The 19,987-nt window shown below is 47.3% G+C and carries 1 protein-coding gene (running past one end of the window); it reads right to left on the bottom strand.

Annotated elements, in window-relative coordinates:
* Positions 1–6: 6 nt before the first annotated feature.
* Positions 7–19,987: the 3' portion of a Calx-beta domain-containing protein gene (locus ACMXYW_RS08235; RefSeq protein WP_415905864.1), read on the bottom strand. It continues 14,456 nt past the right edge of the window; only the last 19,981 of its 34,437 coding nucleotides appear in the window; the start codon falls outside the window, past its right edge; the stop codon is at positions 7–9.

Genomic DNA, 19,987 nt, shown 5'->3' with positions numbered 1-19,987 from the left:
TAATGGTTATTTTTTGCTGGATTTTGGCGCTACAGGTGAGTTGCCCCAACCAATGATCGGTTTACCAAGACTAGGTTCCACCTCTTCCGGTAATTCTCTATCATCGAATAACCATTCTGATACAAAACCTGAATCTGCATTGTCTGTTTCAGAAACATTATCTGAGCCTTCATTATCAGAATCACTGAAATCAATATATGGAAGCTCTAGCTCATCATCATTGGGATCATAATGCGTGAATGATTGTCCAATTAGATCACCTGCGCTTTGAGTATTACCTTTAGTGAATGCAATATCTCTAGCCGCTACTGTGCCTTCTGATTTGATCTGTTCTATACCAGGAATATCCTCCGGAACCATCATGTTGAGCAATTGATGACCACTCAAGGCAAGGTGTGCAACCTCAGTACCATGCAACTCATCTGCTGCCAGGATGGTTGTATGGAAGTCTTCGGAGTCATCGTGACTATCAGGAAGTAGACGAATGCCGGTACTCAAATGCTCGGCCATTAATTCTGAATGTTCGGTTGTATCATGATCGAAACCAAGTAGATGGCCTATTTCATGAGAAACAACACTGAGTAGATCCATTGATTGAGCCGCTTCATCGTTTCCGATAGCACGTAAAGAGCTTTCAGATGTTTTAACGATAAATTCGCTATCCTCTTCTGGGGTACTATCGATAAACCAGCCAAAGCCTGCTGCGTTAATGTCAATCACAATGGTGTCAGCCTCTTGAGCCTCACCGAGCGTGTTACCCTCTAGATCTTCAATACGAACATCGATGGTTTGCAATGTTTCAAGCTGTTCTGCACTGAGCTCACCGGTGTCTATCCAGCGGCTAATCGCTTCTTCAACGATTGGCGCTAGCTGATCGTCTGTGACCACTGTTGGGTTTTCAATAGAGTTTGGAGCGCTGTGTTTAGCTTCCATTCTATTGTCATCATCCAATATGGTTATCACAGCCTGATTATCAGTGAGTACGATTCCGTTTGGATTACTAAAGTTAACAGTGAAGGTTTCATCACTTTCTCTTGAGCGGTCACTGTAGACTCGTAAGTTAATCGTTGCGCTGGTCTGACCCGCAGCGAATGTTAGTGTGCCTGATGCGGCTTGATAGTCATTATCAGCAAGTGTTGCGGTACCGTCTGCAGTGCTCCAGTTTACGCTGACTGATTCAGTCGGTGCAGATGAGAGGTTAACAGTTAGGCTGATATTTTTATGTTTTTTGTTACCTTCGTTGACTGAAAGATCACTGACTGACAGCTCAGGTGTGCTGGTTGCAGGTTGATCATCGTTTGTAATAGTAATCACCCCAGATCCACCTCCAATCACTACACCGGATGCATCTGAGAGCTCAACTGTGAAGTATTCATCGCTCTCCACGTCAATATCACTGTATACCTGAACCATGATATCGGCACTGGTTTCTCCTGCTAAGAAGGTTAGCGTTCCAGAGGACGCTTGATAGTCTCCATCGCCTAATGTCGCGGTTCCATCGACGGTATTGTAATTGACAGTAACAGTTTCGGTGAGCGCTTCAGAAAGGCTGACCGTTAGGATCGCAGCAGTTGCGCCACTGTTTCCTTCTATTATCTCGAAGTCACTGATAGTCAGTTCTGGTTGAACTGGCTGTTCAAGCTCAGGATCATCGGTGCGTACAACCACATCATCGAATGTAGTTTCGCCATTTTTACTGTACAGACCAAAGCGACCGTCTAATACTTGGGCATTGAATGCAAAGTCGACTCGGGCAATGTCGTATTCAGATCCAGCTTCGCTAAGCGTTGCGGTGACTGTCAGGCCTTTGAATGAGAGATCGATATCATAATCATAGCCAGCTTGCAGATCGCCAGAAACTTCATAGCTATCATCGACAACCCAACCACTCGCTTCTGTGTGGTGACCTACAACTAGAGCATTGCTATCTACGTCAAGAGCGACAAATTTGAAATCATTCTCGCCATAGTAATCGAAGATGATGCCACCATTAGTTTCGGTATTTAGTGTTGCTGCTAGCTCTAGAACAGAAGACACATCAAAACCGTTACTGAGTCCGAGATCAACTAAGCTAATGACGTGCTCATTAGTATCTGCCGTTCCTGTATAGGTTCCGTTAATGACGGTCCATTTGGCTGGGTCGACTGGTTCGAATGTTAAGTTATTGGTACCGGCGTTAAACGCTTCGGTGACTTCAAATGTGATTTCTGGTGGTAGTACCTGAACAGCCACATTATCGAAGGTGCCGCGGGCATTATCAGAACCTACACCGACTAACCCGCTATTCAAGCCATAAACGAAGCCATCAGGATCGACTCTAGGATCAAAGGTATGAGTAAAGTACTCGCTGCCATTAACAACCAAGGTTGCGGTTGTGCCGTTGATTGCGAGGAGTAAGTTGTAGTTACGATCAGGTTTTACTTGTACCGGAGATTGGACATCAACTATCCAGCCATCTGCAGTACGGCGACCCATTTCAAATTTGTCGTTGGAGACATTGATGCCGGCAAATTTAAAGTCTTCTGGCCCTTGATAATCGAAGATTAGATAAGCATTTGCTTTCCAACCCCCTGTTGGCTTCTCGGTACTTACAGTTGCTGCTATTTCAAAGTAACTTGGCAGTGCATCATCGATATAGAAGACACTGACTGCATCACCACCGAGTGATTCGGCAGAAACACTCAAACTACCGGATTGCACCTCGAAACTACCACTATCAGTGAAGAAGCCTTGTGACTGGCTGTTCAAACCGTCATTGAAGTCGGCGCTGCGAAGTACATCACGGCGTCCACCTGGGATATTGCCAGGTTGCGGATCAGTTGGGCCGCCAGTCTGATCTTGCCATAGACCGTGATCTTTCTGAGTAATCATGCCCATTTCACCGTAAGGTTCAGCCTGTAGGTGCGCCACGTTACTATATCTGCTGGTGGAGTTTTGCGTACCTACATCTGCGGTACGGGTGATATCTGCACCATCACTCGCCGCTTGTGCCCAAAGGAAGTCATATAAATGAGGAGGAACTTGACGACTTACGGTAGCTATACCAAATGGAGCGAACGGAACAATGTAAGAGTTATATTCACCTACCCAATCGATTAAGCGATCGCCACCGGTATTACCGATAAGGATATCGAGACCAGCGCCACCAAAGACACGATCTTCGTAAACGATATGGGTATCTGGTGCATCATTTAGACCATTGGTTTGGTCATAACTTGTGCCTGAACCACCGGTTACATCATCGGCGTTCATGAGGTCATTACCCCAGCCACCGTAGATATGGTCGCGGCCAGTACCGCCGACTATCCAGTCATTACCTAGATCACCGAATAGAACATCATCACCGTCGCTTTCGCGATCTACTAGATCACCGATTGGTGTGCCATTTGGAGCGAACTCAATGTAACCCGCTTCAGTAGCACCCTCGTTATCCATTGCATTTAGGAAGTAATGTCTTAAACCGTCAGGGTTTACTGCATCATCTTTCCAAACAGTGCCGTCATGATTGAACAAGATTAGGCGACGAGGATCATATTCATCGTAGAGATAGAATTCACCCAATCTGCTTTGCACTGGTTTAGGCGCATTCCATGGATCGGTGTCATCACCGAACAGCAAGATGTCATTTGGATTGTAAGGTCGACTGAAGTCAGTTCGGATTAGATAGTCGATTTCGAGATTATCATCGATCACAGGCGCGTAGGACTCAGGTAGCGCCTCAGCACCACTCATCGCGTCATCACCCGCACCACCATGGATAAAGTCTTTACCTAGACCCCCGAAGATGATGTCGTCTGCAAAGATTGGATTGAAGAATGGATCATCAATACCCGGCGCTAGATCGAATGGGGTTAGATCGACTGATTTTTTCAGTTCGAACTCAATGTTGATAGTTTCTGTCTGTACCTGTCCTGGTGTGTAGATGAATTCATTCAGTACGTCGCCCTGACTTGTACGCGTATCTGGATCACGGTCTAGCAGCAGTTCTACACCATAAAGGGTTTCTTCTCTGCCCTCTGTAGCGGTATTACGACTAGTAAAGATGCGACCATCATCACCAAGAATACCGTCGATGCCAGTGCCACCGGATATCCAATCAAATCCCCAGCCGCCGATAATATCGTCGTCATCAGCATCACCGAAGGCGATATCATTACCACCGCCTAGGTAGATAAAGTCATCACCTGTACCACCGTGGATCTCATCATTACCACCAATATCCACTTTTGCGTAGATACTGGCATGAACTGAATCGCCAAACATTTCACGGTATGCAGGATCGCCTGGGTTATCTAACTCGAACAGTTCAGGTTTGAAGTCAGGGCCGCCAGGAGTGTAATCAAGTAAGCGTACGCCACGAACGATAATGCGTTCGTCGCCACGGTCTTCGCTACCTTCAAAGTTCTGATCGTAAGCGTATTCTAGGTAGTCATCTCCTTGGGTGTTTACATCGATTCCGTCGATACCGACAAGTCTGATGATGTCGCCGTTATCGCCTACGATGGTATCTGAATCGCGGCTATGGCGACTTTCGTTAGTGGTACCATCAGTTAGTTCAGTAAAGTCTCCATTCTCATCGATATTAAAGCCGTTGTTTCTATCGATTTGAGTTCCTGCTCCGCCGAAGATCATATCGCCTTTATCTGGACGATGATCTGGAGTAACTAGGCTAAAGTGAGTTGAAGAACCGCCAACAAGGTCATCCTGACCTAAGCCACCGAAGATAACGTCTTTACCGCCACCACCTTCGATATAATCTTCTCCGTCACTAGCAAGCTCTGAACTAGCGATAACGGTGAGTGGCCCCACTGGGTCTTCCGCTCCCATTCTTTCTCTTGCTGCGCCTATATGGGCTTCTGCAGCGACAGCGCTTTCGATAGAACCATCACCTTGGATTATATCGTGGCCAAGTTGACCGAAGATGGTGTCATGTCCTGCGCCACCGGCAATGTAATCGTTACCGAAGCTACCAACTCCAGCCAGACCAGAATCGATCGCAAAGTTATGATATTCAGCGTAATCGATTTCATACTCTGCCCACCACTGCGGACCATTTGGATCACGGTAATCTCGAAGTAAACCATCTGTTAATAAGCGACCAGAAGACTCACCGCTAAATGGTGTTTGACCAGCACCATCGCCGTAGGCATAGAGAGGATCGACACCATCAGGAAGATCTCGGTCAGTACGCGCGTAAATCAAGGTGCCCGCAAGAGTCTGGAAGCGTGCATTAAGAATATCGTCGAGCAGATCACCATCGACGACTACGCCATCTTCACCGGCCATACGGGTGAGACTTACCATATCACCAAAGATCAGATCATCGCCTTCGCGACCATCAATCATGTCGTGACCAGAACCACCAATTAATACATCAGCAATTGCGGTACCGTAGATGATGTCATCTGCGCCGTTTTGAGGTGAAAGCGCATTGATCTCTAGCACTGTGTTGAGTTCAGTGGTCTGGATTTTCTGCAGTAGTTGTAAGACACCATCTGGAATTGGTACCAGTGCATCCAGATCAGGTTCATTCGGATCATGGACAAACTGAACCACCTCACCATGGTCGCCAAATATGATGTTTTGACTATCAATTATGCCTTCATCTATGCCGTCGACACGGCCATCACCTTGCAATGTGTCCTGACCAGCGATCAAGTTGTCACTGACAGGATATGGAATTCTAACTGGCGCAAAGGTTTGATCACTTGAGCCAAGGTTTGGATTGATAGTAGGCGCAGGGTTGGTATCAGTCGCTGTGATATCTAGTGCTCTAGTAAAGATATTGACGTTGATGCCACTGTCACCGTATATATGATCAACGCCGCGCTGACCCAAGATAGTATCGTTGCCCGAACCGCCCGCTAGATGATCACCTGCTTGGCTACCGATTATTAGGTCATTACCTGCACCACCATAAGCAGTGAAGCCAACGGTTGGCATATCCTGATCAGAAACACCGGCAAATAGCTGAGAAGCATCGATGATGTCGTGACCTGCAAAATTGTAAGGGTTCGCAAGTGGGAATACCCATTCGTTATCCTCGTTCTGACCATCTGGTAGGTGTGGGAACATATCAAATGGTTTATCACCAAACTCTTGCCCTAGTCGATCGAACGAGTGACCGGAATACCAAACACCGTCTTGGCTGGTATCACCGTAGATGACGAGAGGACTATCTGGACCTGCTCCGCCTGTGACGATAAAGTGATCGCCGCCGATCTCAGAACCAACATCGGTAGTGATATCTGTTCGAGTAATAGTCACTGTAGTGGATTCAAGCGCACATTCGTGAATCGCTGCGCCTTGGAGGTACATTTGATCAGTAGTCACGCTCGCTACGGTGAAGCCCCCTGCTATGCCCTCTAAGTAAATAACCTGACCTGCTTCAAATCCATCTGTTTCCCAGTCTCCACCATCGGAGCGTACTAGGCGATCAACGACCAGTTCGACCTGTTCGACTTCGGTTACAGTTGTTTCAGCGATCGATAGATGGAGGTTAATATCGCTGATAGTACCGCCAGCAAACGCTGCGCCCGATAGTATCATTGCAGAACCAGCACCCCATGTTGCGAATTGATCGCCAGGGTTGAGGCTTTCGTCTGCGTCAGCAAAACCTAAGACTTGACGGGTTTCACCTTCACTACCCACCTGAATTAGCTGGCCGATTGCATAACCATCGTCTTGCCAGCTTCGGCCATCGAGGCGAGTTAAGATATTATCGCCATCAGTGGTTGTAGCATCGTAATCACCTATTGTTTCGACGAAGAGGTTACCGCCACCATGGAGGGTTGTTAGGCTTCCATGTGGACCTTGCACCCAAATCAGTTCTTCAAGGCCTTCCTCTGTTTCAAGTTCACGTCCGAGCAGTGTCATGCTAGAGCCATCTATATCCAATACTCGGTATTGAACTGCTGAATCAAAGCCTCCAAGTGAGATCAGATGACCTTCTAGGAAGCCATTATTTTCCCAGTTTTGACCATCCTGACGGGTAAGAACACCGCCTTCGCTATTACCATCAACATCCAGCACGAGTGATTCGATCACCAAAGCATCGACCGCAGTTAGACGAATATCACTTGTGCCGTCGAATAGCGGTACTGGTGTGGCACCAGAAAGAACAAGGATCGAATTATCATTTGGATCTGTAATTTCAACAGTGCCAACGCCACCAGGTGCTGTGACAGTTTGAGACGCATCTAGCACTTCAACTACGGTCCAGCTACCTACATAACCATCAATAGTGACTTCTTGGCCAGGTAAGAAGCCTTGTGCTTTCCAGTCATAACCCGCAAGGGTAATCGTGCCACCGCCGTTGATTGGATCAGGTTCTGAGGTAAAGGCGTTTTCAGCAGAAACAAAGGCAGTTGGGTTAAGCGTGCCAGTAACTTCTAAACGGTCATTACCTTCGCCGAGCATTAGATTGAATACTTCGATACTGCTTTCGGAATCGTTAGTACCGAAGCCTTCGGATCCTAGATTGATCTTACCGAAGCTAATGCCACCTGGAACTACGATATTGCCACCACCTGAACCTTCACCGAAGGTTGGACCGCTGACAGGGCCAAAATCTAGATCCTCAGCCATACCGAAACCTTGTAGCGTGGTTTCTGTCAGGATTCCGCTGGTATCAGCTTGGCTGGAGTCATTAAAGATGTTCAAGACATCGATCTGCTGACTTTCCGGAGGCTGAGCACCAATCGCAATCAAGAAGTCGTCTGTTTCACCCGGTAGTTTGATGCCGTTTGTGAGCGAGCGATCAGCGCCTGTTGGTCCACCTTCGACAGCCAATGGGCCTCTGAGTTTAGATAGAAGATGGTTTGAAACTGGGAATATTTTCACGCCTTCGCGAGTTGGTGGCACGGTGTAGTCATCATCCGCTTGCAACTCTACAGTTTGCATATTGTAGTAATCTGCATCAGTGAATGTTGCTAGCGGTGCGATTCTTACGACAGTGACATCATCAGTTACCCCATCGCCTAGCCAAGTTGCATCTAGATCAGATTCAACACCATCAATGGTCACGTGGATGAGTTGCAGTTTGCTATCCTGACCGTCGTTGTCGCCACGAATCAGCTGAACTTTGGCTTCTACATCGGCCTCGACTCCATTGGTGTCACTGATACGAACCCACATGCCTTCTAGGAAGCCTTCAGATAACCAGCCTGCTTGCTCGCCTTCTAAGCCTCTATCCAAGAACTGGCCTGGGAAGAAGTCCGGATTGGTCTCTTCGCCAAAGCTTACCTCGCCAGAGTAGATAAAGGCTTCAGCGAGATCAGAAAGCACAATTGGATCGACCGATTCACCTGGAGTACCCCAAGTTCCTGTTGCAGTTAATGTTAGCGTTTGACCATCTTCAGAGACTGAGAGCACTTCATAATCGCCATCGTTAGCGCTGCCACCGATTCTGATGGACTGGCCGGCTACTGGGATTAAGTGACTAATAGCAGTGGCATCGACGGAAGTACCATCTTCTGTCCAAGCGCCCATAGCTGTAAGAGTAATGGTTGTTGCACTAACAGATAGAATTTCATAATTGCCGTTGTTGTTTGAGAAGCCCCCTAAACCGGTGGCATCAATAGCAATGGTTTGTCCTGCGGCAAAACCATCGGCAGCAAAGTCACCTGCAGCTCTTGATAGCGTTAGGTTTGTTCCATCATCGCCAAAGGTAACAATATCGCTAAATAGTTCCTCAGCATCGAAGCTGGCACCGTAGAAGCCTTCATCAGCAAAGTTTCCAAAGTCTGAGCCTGTGCCTCTTGTCAGTGTGAGATTGGTACCATCATTACCAAAGATGATATGACCATTAAAGATCTGATTAGCCTGCAATCCACCAATGGCTTCGTAATCTTCTGGTGTAATGGTTACACCATCAATTTCAATGACATCGGCTAAACCATCGGTGAGTACGGCAACTTGGACTTCACCTGTTGGTGCACGGGTTAGGCGGAGTTCATAAGTATCGGTTTCACCGCTACCTGCTGGAATATCGCGGATTAATTGAGTAGATCCGCCACTTTCGATCACTACAGCGCCTGAGGTTTCGTTATCGTAAACCTCAACATCAAGAAGTTGTAAACCGGAACGTAAGTTCGGGAAGATGTAATCAGCATCGGTTGTGTCATCGTTACGTTCAAACTCTACGACAGCAAGCTGGAGGTCTTCTCTGACGTAATCGTCACGCGCCTCAATGCCAATGTTAATTGCATCATTCCAATCAGGGTCTACTACACCATCAACGAAAGTGAAGGTTGCTTGACCGATAACGACGCGATCATTGACTGCGTCATAAACCGGATCGCTAAATAGCTCGAGGCGGCTATCAGTATCAGGATTAGTGAATTTGATCGCTTTATCGGCGAAGTCATTCAATACGATATCAACCACCACTTCACTGCCAGGTGCTGGTTGCATCGCTAGCTGTAGTCGAATTTGATCGTTGAGTTGAGTCGTTGCATCGCCTTCAACCACGATTGTTTGACCGTCTACCAAGCCGTTTTCATCTATCTCGGTAATCAGTACTCCCGGAGTATCGTTATCAAGCACAGTAACTTCAACATTGCGGACATCGGCCGCATCGTAGATATCAACGTTAGAGATAACAGAGTGCTGGATGACAACAACACGATCACCTTCAGAGCGTTGGTCATCCGGTGCGAACATATAAACGGAATGCTCAAGGTTCCAGTTGGTGTGATCGAAGGTTAATACGACCGCTCTGTTATCGATCTGAGTCGGCACGCCATTGATCATCACGGTACGTTGGAAGTCAGCGTCAGTGACTAATGCACCTGGATCGGTAGTAGATAACCAGATGCTATCGCCAAGGGCATCTACTAATGGATCTGGGTTCAGATCGTAAGGCTGTCCAGTGGATGGGTCGATTGTTCTCTCTTCTTGAGTAGAGCGCGCTGCAGATACGGTTACATAAACGACCTCACCGGCTGCTAGCTCTTCTGAGAGTCGTACGGTATAGAAGTCACTGAATTGATCCGCTTCTAGCAGCTCTTCTCTAACGATGCTTTGACCAGAACTTGTATCACCTGCAGCCTCTTCGTTAATTACGACTAGGCCTTCAAGTGCGGTAGATACGTTGTAGTCGAAGCCATCGACCACAAGACCGTTGTAGAGAGGGTCGTCGGAAGATACTAGATGATCAACCGCACCGGAAACACCTTCAAGTTCGCGGGTAACAATATCTTCGACAACATCGCCGCCAACATTGATGGTGTCAGAGCCTAAGCCGCCGATTACCCGGTAAGCGACACCAAATGCAGTGGATTGAACGAAGAACTCGTCATCGCCTTCAAGACCGTCAACTTCAACTACCTCAATGGTGGAGTAACGAACATTTAGGCCTGCACCGTAGATACCATCTTTGGTGATGGCTATGTCATCTGGGAATTCAGTACCGAGGATGACCAGTTTATCGAAGCCTGCACCACCTTCTACCGAAACTGGCGCGTTAATGTTGTATCGAACTTCATCCTGACCGCCACCTGCTCTGATATCTGGGGCTTGGGCGACAGAGAAGCCTAATCCAATTTGAGGAGTAGCGACACCCTCTTCGTCTAGTACAATGACATCATCGGTAGGATCTTCGGTCAGTAGAAGATCAAGGAAGTTGATACCACCATCACCGTTAACGTCGAAGACTGGATTACCACCGCCATCAGTTGGTAATGCCGCTTCAAGAGCCGCACCATTATCTAATTGAGCAAATGTAATCACGCCATCTTCAAGATCTTGAAGAATCTGAGCACCGGCTTCAAGGTCTGCTTTATCGATGACACCGCTGTTATCAAAGTCAAAGTCGACTGTAGCGGCTAACGCGAAGGCGCGAACGATAAATAGATCATTATCATCATCGCCTTCTAAGCGGAGCTCAGCCTGATTAGAGTAGACGCGGAACTCATCGTTGCCGCTACCACCCTGTGCTACCAGTGGCGCTGTAGCACCAGCAGACAACCAACCTCTTGTAGTCGCTACTAGATCTGGGAAGACATCTTGCTCAAGTAAGTTACCATCAGCAGTATCACGCTGGGCACCGAAGATCTGACCGATCTGGAATTGATCATCACCAGCACCGCCATCGATAGAGGTAATCACAGTAGTATCATCAACGAAGAAGGCATCATTACCGCCTCGGCCTTCAACCAGTAAACGACCATTTAAGCCGGTGTCATAGTTGATACGTTGAACTTCATCACTGTCTTCGTTGTTTTGAATAACATCGCCGTATTCGGCTAGATTTCCGTGCAAGATAGCAACATATCCCGGACGATCTGTTGTTTCGTTAGGCAGGAAGGCTGCTGCACGCATCAAGAAGATATCGTCAGTCGCGTAAGCATCGCCATTTATGTCAGAACCACTATTAGGGCTATCGAAGCCAAAGATACTTAGCTCGTCTACGCCATCATTCTCAGCGCCTGTATCCAGTACATTGATGACGTAATTACGTTCATCTTCTCCGTTACTGCCCAGAGAGTGAACTTCGTAATAATCAGTGCCTGCCTGACCGTCGAGCGTTAATGTGTGCTCTGCATCAGATAATGTATTTGGTCCAGTGGTGGTTGATGTGTCTTGTAAGAAGTAGACCACCATTCGGTCTTCACCATCTGCCACTAGTGAATCTAGATCCGCACTACCGTGAACGCGTGTTTTAGAACCGAGGAAGATATAGCCATCATCACCCTGCTCAGTATCACCGCTAGCGCCTGATAGATCGCCGAATTGAATGTAATCGGAATCATCATTACCCCAGATATTGGTGAGATAAACAGGCGCGGTATAGGTTGGAATTGCTGTGCCAACAGGATCACCGGAAGTGACATCAGCTCCGGCAATGATTCTGCCCCTTAGGGTCATGTTGGTACCATAAGTGGCATCAGCATTGTTATGATCACCGAAGATGTCGATAGTTTCTTGAGCTAGAATCTCACTATTTTGATGAAGATCGACATTGTCACCGACCAATAGAAGTACTGAACCACCTTCTGCGAAGATCTGGCCATTTAGAATGTTACGTGGCGCATCAGGGAATGAATAAGGTTCACGGTCATCGCTTTCAGCAAACCGCGCGCTGCCTGATTCTAGAAGAATGAGATGTTCATCTAAATCGGCAGATTCTCTAACAGTTAGGCGAATATCACCTGTATAGGTATGGGCTAGAACAAGACTCAAATCGCCGTCTGTTTCAGTGAGGTAGATGTTATCAGTTGCCTCTAGGCCAACATCGTCGACGTTTGCTGCTGAGCTGATTCTCGAATCAATCTCGACATCATTGGAGCTACTACCGATATCGGAATTATGGCCGTTAGCATCGAGATCTATTGTTTGACCTAGGATATTGGCTGCGGCATCTCCTGCTTCACTATTTCTGGCATCCCTGATTGAACCATCAATTGTTCTGAGCGAAATGTTTTCAATACTTTGAACGGTATCTAACTCAAGATCACCTGTTAACTCGTCAATAAAGATGCCACCATTTGATGGAGCATTCGTATCGAAGGCATTAAGCACACCGAAACCGTCGTTGCGATCAACATTGATCTCTAAGAAGTCACTTTCAGTACCTATGCCACCTTGGCTCGGTGTTGGTGTTTCACCAGTAATAACACCCGAATTAAGGATAATGTTGACGCCAGATACATCGACTGTTGCTGCTGCACCCGAATCCGTATCGGCATCGATGATTCTTGCACCGGAATTTAGCGTGACATCATCTTCGGTCGAATGGATGTGGCCAACCAACATATCACCGATCAGCTCATCCGCAATGATTTCACCATTAGTGGTTAAGAATATCTGAGGTGTACCATCTGGCGGTGTACCACCACTCCAATCAACATCAGTATTGATGATAAAGTCGATTGTTGTATCAGGAGTGACATCAACAGTGACATTGGAGCCGTATGGTGCGCCGGTGATCGAAGTGGTTCGATAAGTTCGGTTTTCTGCTCCGGTATAGCCGTCATTACTATCAACATGGCCAATATCTATATCATCACCAGCGCGTACTTCCGTGAAGGTATAGACTGAATCCACTTCAGAGTGGCCTGTGCCATAGGTCTGGCGAACCCAGTTATATAGGGCCTCACCCTCAACATCTGGACTAAAATGATCCCAGTAAATACCACTACGGCCATCAGGGTCGAACAGACCTGGAGGATCGTAGGTGCTGACATTTACACCATCGATAGGCGCCCAATCATCACCGGCTCTGGAGTCATTTATAATCACATCGACATCATCGCCTGCGGTAATCCGGTGGATGGTTATATCGAGACTGATGGTTTCGGCTGGGTCTTGAGAACGATCATGCAGGGTAATATCCAATACGGTGTCACTACCGGCATCTGCTTCGAGATGAATCTCTTCAAGTGCTGGAGTAACATCGTTACTGGTGGCATGGATAATTCTGACCAATTCCACCATTAATGGCGTGCGGCCATCACTGGCATTCTGATTACCTATATCGCCACTGGCATCGACATCTAGCGTATTGGTTCTGATTAAGCCTTCATCGAAAATGGCTGTTGGAAGTACGCCTTGCTGAACGACTAAATCACGTTCATCAACCCTGATATCCCCGCGTTGGTTCTCAATTACGGTATCACCAATAACATTATCAATACCACCTAACAATATGATATCGCTATCATTATTATTTCCAGCTATGCGGTTTCTGATTTCAACTAAGGTTCTTGGGTAAGTGATATCTAGATCAAATTCGAAGGTGTCGCCTGGTGTTACTGGGTCTAAGGATACGTTGTTTGCAGAAGCTGGATTAAAGCGAATATCGTCCACTTTAATATCTACCGCAGCCGATCCATCATGGGTATCTATATGGTTTATAACGAGGTCATATCCAGAATCATTGATGATTCTGACACTGTCCCAAGTCCGCTGACTTTCTACTAATCCGCTATTACCCCAGATAATGCCTTCAGTTCCATTTACGTGGTTGGCAAAGAAGGTTAATTTTCCTGCTTCGTTGTAGATAATGTCGTCGAGGATAACTTGGTTATTAGCAGCACTGAGTGTATTGCCAACGACCTTGCCGGTATTACTGCCTAAGAATTCAATGTTAGTTAGACTGAGTATTACTCCGTTTTTATCAATGACCAGCTCTGGGTTAGGTTCACCAAGCAATACTACGTGGGACTCCCAGAAGATATGACGATCTGGTGTACTACTAACAGTCTCATCTTCATCAATATCTACGCTCAATACGTTGAAACATACTTCTAGATCGTCGACCCCAATACACACTTCTAGATCTGGCAAATTAGTTATGCTGTCGGCGTCAGCGGTGATCGTAGCGATATTTTCAGAGTTAACATCGATATCTTTAGCTTTTAAGAACGATCCATCGCGTCCACTAACGCGGGTAAGGCTGTTATAGGTAGAGCTTGCGTCAGAGTGCACATCGACCGGAATCGGATTAAATACAGAGGCTACAGCACTGATAAAATTGGCTAGCGCATTGTCGTAGTCATTGTATTTAGCAACAGCATCGGCATGCATTTGGGTATTGTCGTGACGCGCTTCTACAACGATATTGCTATTGCTGATAATTGAAGAACTGTTATGTAGGATAGTTTCGACAAGATCCCAAGATTGAATATGGGCATCAGCGGTTGAATCGGCAACTGGATAAGCTTTGGTATCGGCTTCGGAGTTAACATTTGCGGTCCACTCTTTTACTAAACCGCTGTTATCTACAACGACATCCCCTGTACTGTTATCTATTTTGGTTTGACTGCCGGCGCGTGCAGCCACGGCGACATTATTAGCTTCAATGTCAGAATTACCGGTCAATATGACTTGATTGAGTACTGGATCAATTGCAGAGCCTATGGTGATTGATCCATCTGCATCGGCGAAGCCTGCTACAGCTGTAGCATCCGCGTTTGCGGTAACATCTGCATTTAAACCAGTACGAGATTCAACTAGTACAGTTCGGTTTGCCTTGATGGTCGCGTCAGAAGTTAGGATTACATCGTGATTAACGACAATGTCAGCATCAGCATCTGAATCAGTTACCAAACCAAATGAACCATCGGTTTCAGCCAGCGCTGTTAAGGTTTGCATGCTGGTTGCGAGTATTTGAACATCACGCTGTGCGATAATCGATCCAGAGCCTATATCTGTAAGTACATGACTATCAGATGTAACGGTTGCATCTGTGTTACCAATGACAATGCCACCAAGTGCTTTGTTAGTTGCTATAGCATTAGCGTTGGTATTGGCACTGGCCTCGATGATGACGTCATTACCGCGAAGGATATTTGCATCGACAAGGGCTTGCACAGTGTGATTGGACTCAGATGTGGCATTAGTATTACCAACCGAGACAACACCGCCTCCAGAACCTGTAGAATCGGCTTTAACTTCTGCAGAGCTATGCACTGCTCTCAATGTTAGATTATTGCCTGACTCAACATAGCCACTACCTACGATAACATTAACCGTTGGGTTCGCTTTGGCGCTAGTGTTAAGGCCTTTTACATCTATTGCCCCACCACCCGAAGAATCTGCAAATGCGTCAGATATAGAGGTTGATTGAGCTGTAAGGGAGACATTTCCAGAAGCGGTTATATTGCCTGATCCAAATTCGGCAACGACTGTAGGGTCAACTTCAGATACCGCTGTAGATGCACTTGCTGCTACTATGCCGGCTCCAAAAGATTCGACGACAGCTATAGCAGTATCGTTTGATACGGCATTAACCGTGATGGAGGATGCACCCGCAACGCCGTACGTAGTCGGTAACCCATCTGTATCTAACCCGGCAACGGTTGTACCAACACTACCTAGAAGTTTTGCTGAGGTATCAGCAAAGATTTTAGCGCTAGGACTAGATACGCTAACCGCCACTGCGCCTACACCTACAGCACCTGAGCTAGCAACGGCATTATTATTTGACGTTGCTGTAACGTTTACAGCCGAGCCAGGAATAGTAATCAGAGAGCCTGAACCGATACTGGCATCAGTATCAGCGCTATTAGTTACTTCAGCACTTGCGTTGGCACCACCGCCGGCAAATAGACCGATAGAAATTACATCGGAAGTGGCTAGCGCGTCATTATCAGAGGTGGCTGATACAGTTAATGAACTTGCATCAACAACATCAGCATTCATTTCGGCTTTAGTGCCACCTCCAACCTTAGCCGTTGGTATAGAGACACCGACCGCGACTAATCCACCACCGGCTGAATCAGCATCCGCAGTAGCATCATGATCAGAGGTAGCGATAAAGGTAATTGAGCCATTAATATCTAGTACGTTGCTACCTGTACCACCCGTCGCGTTAACATCGGCAGAGCTAGTCACCTCTGCAAACGCAGCCGCACCATTGACAGTAAAGCCACCCAAGCCTGCGGTAACTACGTCAGCATCTGCAGTATTATCGCCGTCCGCTTTAACGAGTAAGGAATTGGCAGTGACTGAACCGTCCATTTCAGCAATAACTGCACCGCCTACTTGTGCTTTTGCGCCTACTAGCGATGCTGTAAATAACCCGCCAGCCAGACTTAATGCATTAGCTGTGGCAAGATTTTGAGCACCCTGCAGTAACGCCTCAACTTTTACTGCGCCGGATGTCCAGATCGAAGCGGCAGAACCCACTTTAGCTTCTACATCTGCATCACTAGTGATAATGGCGTTGGCTTGGGCACCATTACCGCCGCCTAAACTGATTGAACCCATAGTGACAGTTGCTAGAGCAATGTTTTGACCCAAAGCTTTCACATCTAAACTTGATGCGGCACTACCGACAATATCACCATCAAACTGTGCTAAAACGCCTCCGCCTATGGTTGCAGATGGCAACATCACAGAAATTGAAATCACACCGACTGTAGCGCTATTAGCGACACCTTCTGCTTTGTTATAACCAGTGGCAATAACATCGATATTGGCTGCTGGTATGGTCAATTGAGCAGTTGAACCGACAGTTGCTTCAACATCAGCATCAGAGGTGATCTCGGCAACTGAACTCGCACCTGCTCCACTAAATAAACCTAAAGAGATGGTGAGTGCATCTGCATCTGCATAGTTATTACCGGTGGCGAGGACATTTAGCGTATTAGCATCGAAAACATCCCCATCCATTTCGGCAATAACGGCACCACCAATTTCCGAAGTTATTTTACCGCCTGCTAAAGAGACCAGACCGCCAGCCGCTAAATCGGAACTTGATAGAGCATCATTGTCACCGGTAGCCTTAACAGTTAATGCATTATTTGTAGTGAGTGATGCTGTTGAACCGACAGAAGCAATCACATCAGCAAATTCAGTAATTTGTGAGAACACTCCACTTCCGCCCCCGCCAAAGGCGCCGAATCCACCCGCCAATGTATGGGCTTCTGCAAGGTTGCGGCCAACGGCTTCAATGGTGATAGCGGATGAACCTGTTACATCACCATCAACATCAGCGATAACTGCACCGCCAATATTAGCAGTGGCCAGCATGACTGAAACACCCGCCAATACACCAGCAGCTCCACCTGTAGCCGTTGCAGTTGCTAGGTTCATTGCGCCTTGCAAGCGAGCATCAACAACAACTGCGCCTGTTGCTGCGATAGACGCGGCTGAGCCCATTCTCGCTTCAACATCGGCATCTGCCGTGATACTAGAAATCGCTTGAGCACCTGCACCACCACCAAGTGATACACTGGCAACAGTTGTTGATGCATCCGCAATATTTTGACCAAGGGCTTTAACATCTAAGGTAGATATCGAGCCACCGGTAGTCTGACCATCGAATTGGGCTAACACACCTCCGCCAACATGGGCTTCTGGAAGCATGACAGAGATAGAAATTACACCGCCACTGCCGCCAACTGCGGTACCAACGGCATGATTATATCCAGTGGCTAGCACATCGATATTGGCATTAGGCGTATTGAACTGAGCTGTAGATCCTACTTTGGCTTGAACGTCTGCGTCGGAAGTGATTTCCGCTATAGCGCTAGCACCTGCTCCACTGAAAAGGCCTAAGGAAATTGCGAGAGCATCAGAGAGTGCAACGTTATTACCGGTAGCTTGTACAAGCACGGTATTAGCATCATTAACATCACCGTTCATCTCAGCGATGACTGCACCACCCACTCGGGCAGCTAAAGAACCACCTGAAATGACAACAGCACCGCCAGACGCTAGGTCAGAACTTGAGATCGCATCGTTATCTCCGGTAGCACGAACAGTTAGAGTATTTGCCGTAGTGAGTGATGCCGTTGAGCCTACAGATGCTATGACATCAGCTTCAGACGTAATATCAGCCACAACACCGCTACCTGCACCAGCAAAGGCACCAAATCCTCCGGCCAAGGTGTGGGCTTCGGCTAGATTTAGACCTACTGCTTCTATAGTGATTGAAGATGAACCTGTTACATCACCATCTACATCCGAAATGACTGCACCACCGACTTCAGCTGTCGCGAGCATCACAGAAACACCTGCTAATGCGCCACCGACAGCACCAAGAGCCGTCGCCGTTGCAAGATTCATATTGCCTTGCAATCGGGCATCTACGACAACTGCACCAGATGTTACCACTGTGGCTGCTGAACCAATTCGAGCTTCTACATCTGCTGTAGAACTTATCTCTGCAATAGCTTTAGCACCAGCACCACCGAGTAATGAAATATTACCCACGGTAGTCTGAGCATTGGCCCAATTATCACCTAGGGCTTTAACATTGAGCAAAGAAGCTGCCCCGCCAACGATATCGCCACTGAATTCAGCTAATACACCGCCCCCGACGATCGCCTCTGGGAGCATTACATTGATAGATAGACCGCCAATACCACCGCCTACTGCGCTGGCTTGAGCTTCATTGCTGCCAGTTGCTAATACATTGATCACTGCACCAGGAACTGTAATCTGTGAAGTTGAGCCTACTTTGGCTTGGACATCGGCATCTGATGTAATTTCAGCGAATGCATCCGCACCTGAACCGCTGGCAATACCGACGGATATTGCTAATGCATCGGCTTTTGCATAGTTATCACCGGTGGCGATAACATCGACTGCAGTCGCATTGAAGAGATCGCCATTCAGTTCAGCAATAATAGCGCCTGCAACGGTTGCTCCTAATGCTGAGCCAGAAACGGCAACTGTACCGCCAGAGCCTGCATCGGAGTTACTGAGTGCGTCATTATCACCTGTCGCAGAAACAGAAACCGCTCCGGTGGTTGTAATGGATGATGTAGAACCTATTCTGGAGACAACATCTGCTGTATCACTTATTTCTGAAACTGTACCTGTACCGGATGCACCAAAACCTGCACCGATAGCAACTGCCAATGTATCTGCTTGAGCTAGGTTTCTGCCTGAAGCGGTTACGGTGACAGACTCAGAAGCCAAAACGTCACCATTAAGTTCGGCTTTAACACCTCCTTCGACGTAGGCTTCAGCCAACATAACAGCTAAACCACCCAACTGTCCGCCGGCTCCACCTAATGCTTTGGCGGTTGCGAAATTGTTGTTATCTATATGATGAGCATCCAACAGAATTTCATCTGCTGTAAGGGTAACATCGGCTCCGATCACGGCTTCAACATCTGCGGTTTCATTGATAATCGCGACTACATCAGCACCGGAACCACCTATACCCACAACGGATAGCGATAATACCAGGGCTTCCGCTTCCGCTTTGTTAGATGCGGTCGCAACAACATCGATATCACCTGCAATCACAGTAACCTGACCGTCGATGCCCGCTAAGGTTCTGCCACCAACTTCTGCAGTTGGTAGTGATACATCAACCGCTAACACACCGAGAGTCAGTGCTGAACCTAAGGTATCTGATATGGCGGTTCGACTGGCTGTCGCATCAATGACTAGATCACCGCTACCGGTTACAGTAACTGCTGTTGGGTTACCTAATGACAGTTCGCCCACACGAGTGCCGATGAATGCTTCAGTGTTACTAAGCACTTGTGAAGTTGCGCTAGTTGCACTGACTGCTGCACCAGCA

This window comes from Neptuniibacter sp. QD48_55 (assembly GCF_047778115.1).
Taxonomy (GTDB): domain Bacteria; phylum Pseudomonadota; class Gammaproteobacteria; order Pseudomonadales; family Balneatricaceae; genus Neptuniibacter.
The sequence above is the reverse complement of the archived record's forward strand: the minus strand, read 5'-3'. Positions and strand labels throughout refer to the sequence as shown.